The sequence below is a fragment of the Corallococcus llansteffanensis genome (assembly GCF_003612055.1).
Classification (GTDB): Bacteria; Myxococcota; Myxococcia; order Myxococcales; family Myxococcaceae; genus Corallococcus; species Corallococcus llansteffanensis.
In genome coordinates this window covers 1-1,796 of the sequence record NZ_RAWB01000967.1, presented here as the reverse complement: position 1 = coordinate 1,796, position 1,796 = coordinate 1, and the positions used below count along the sequence as shown (strand labels likewise).

At 71.8% G+C, this 1,796-nt stretch carries 2 protein-coding genes and 1 pseudogene; all 3 read left to right on the top strand.

The genetic code is table 11. The annotated features are described in order from the left end of the window. Window positions 1-79 precede the first annotated feature (79 nt). Complete coding sequence (locus D7V93_RS42555) at window positions 80-778, top strand: ATP-binding cassette domain-containing protein (RefSeq protein WP_120648627.1); 699 nt, start codon at window positions 80-82, stop codon at window positions 776-778. A gap of 19 nt (window positions 779-797) precedes the next feature. Continuing rightward, entirely contained in the window at window positions 798-1,577 is a 780-nt protein-coding gene (locus D7V93_RS42550; protein WP_244237839.1) for an MlaE family ABC transporter permease, read from the top strand. Further along, window positions 1,574-1,796 (top strand): annotated as a pseudogene (locus tag D7V93_RS42545) (ABC transporter permease); the annotation flags it as partial. The gene D7V93_RS42550 and the pseudogene D7V93_RS42545, both read left to right, overlap by 4 nt.

Here is a 1,796-nt window from a genome sequence, read left to right as displayed (position 1 = left end):
TGCGTGCACTGGATGGACGGATCCCGACGCGAATCGGCACCGCGGGTGACGAGGGCGCGGCCGTCTTCTTCAGGCGCTGATGGAACTGCGCGCCGAAGGCCTCACGATCCGCCACGGTCCCAGGACCGTGCTGGAGTCCACGGACTGCCTCGTGCCCCCGGGGACACGGGCCCTGGTGCTTGGGCGTTCGGGCTCCGGCAAGACGACGCTGTTGAAGGCGCTCGCGGGCCTGCTGCTGCCTTCCTCGGGCCGGGTGACGTGGGACGGGCAGGACGTCGCGAAGCTCACGGCGCCGGAGCGTCGCAGGTCGCAGGCGGCGTTCGGCTTCGTGTTCCAGACGGACGCGCTGTTCGACTCGCTGACGGTGCGCCAGAACGTGATGCAGCCGCTGCTGCGCAGGCACGTCCCAGAACCCGAGGCCCGCGAGCGCACGGACGCGGTGCTGCGCTCGGTGGGCCTTTCGGACGCGGCGGACACCCTGCCCGAGCGGCTGTCCGGAGGTATGAAGAAGCGCGCCGGGCTCGCGAGGGCGCTGGCGGCGAGGCCCGCGGTGCTGCTCGCGGATGATCCGTTCGCGGGCCTGGATCCGGGCACCGCGAGGCAGGTGGCGCGAGTCCTCCTGGACGTGGCGGGCACGGGGACGCTGCTCGTGGCCGCACCGGAAGCGCCCGTGGATCTCCCCCTGCCCCGCTGGCTGTACCTGCGCGGAGGCAGACTGGTGCACGATGGCGCCCCGGCGCCGGAACTCGAACAGGCACCGGATGAGGCCCTCGCATGAGCATCCCCTGGCGGCACCCGTGAGCACCGCCGCCCTCGCCTGGCTGGGCCGCTCGGCGATGAGCGCGGTGGGTGGAGTCGGCGCGCTGGCGCTGGTCGCGGGGCGGACGGTGTGGGGCCTGCGACGTCTGGAGCGGCGCGAGCTGTCACGAGCGCTGGTGCAGTTCGGCTACGGCTCCCTGCCCCTGGCGCTGGCGACGGCGGCGCTCGCGGGCGTCATCGTGGTGGTGCAGGCGGGGCTCTACATCCAGCGCTTCGGCGCGCGAGCGTTCCTGGGCTGGGCCGCGGGCTACGGCGTGCTGTGGGAGTTCGGCCCGCTGCTCCTGGGGCTGATCATGTCGGCGCGGATTGGAGCGCGGAACGCGGCGGAGCTGGCCCTGCTGAAGGTGGGCGGGCAGATCGAAGGCCTGCGAGGCATCGGGTTGGATCCCTTCGCGCTCCTGGTGGCGCCCCGCGTGGTGGCGATGGAGGTGAGCATGCTGGCGCTGAGCACGTTCACCTTCGTGGTGGCCATCCTCTGCGAAGCGGTGGCGGCGAAGCTCACGTTGAACCTGCCGCTGCGGGTGTTCTTCGGGACGTTCGCGGACATGCTGAGCCCCTTCGACATCGTGGGGGGCGTGGTGAAGACAGGGGCCTTCGGGCTGGCCATCTCGCTCATCTCCACGGCGGTGGGCCTGCGGGCGAACGGCGGAGCAAGGGCCGTGGGAGAGGCCGCGGCGAGCGCGGTGGTGCTGGGCTGCGCGGCCATCTTCCTCCTGGATTTCCTGCTGACGACGCTGCTGTCGCGGTGGATGGCATGAGCCGCGTGCTGTCCTTCTTCGGAGCGCCGGTGGTGATGCTGGCGCGCACGGTGCGGGCGGGCACAAGGGAGGGCGTGCCCTTGCGTGAAACACTGGCGCAGGTGCACGCGCTGGGCGGGCGCAGCGTGTGGCTGGTGATGTCCGGCATGGCCTTCTTTGGCGCGGTGCTGGTGACGATCGCCAACGAGCAGGCGAAGCAGCTCATCGGCAACGTGGCGG

Coding starts and splice junctions, on each gene's coding strand:
- D7V93_RS42555 (WP_120648627.1), top strand. CDS start 80: ATGGAACTGCGCGCCGAAGGCCTCACGATCCGCCACGGTCCCAGGACC.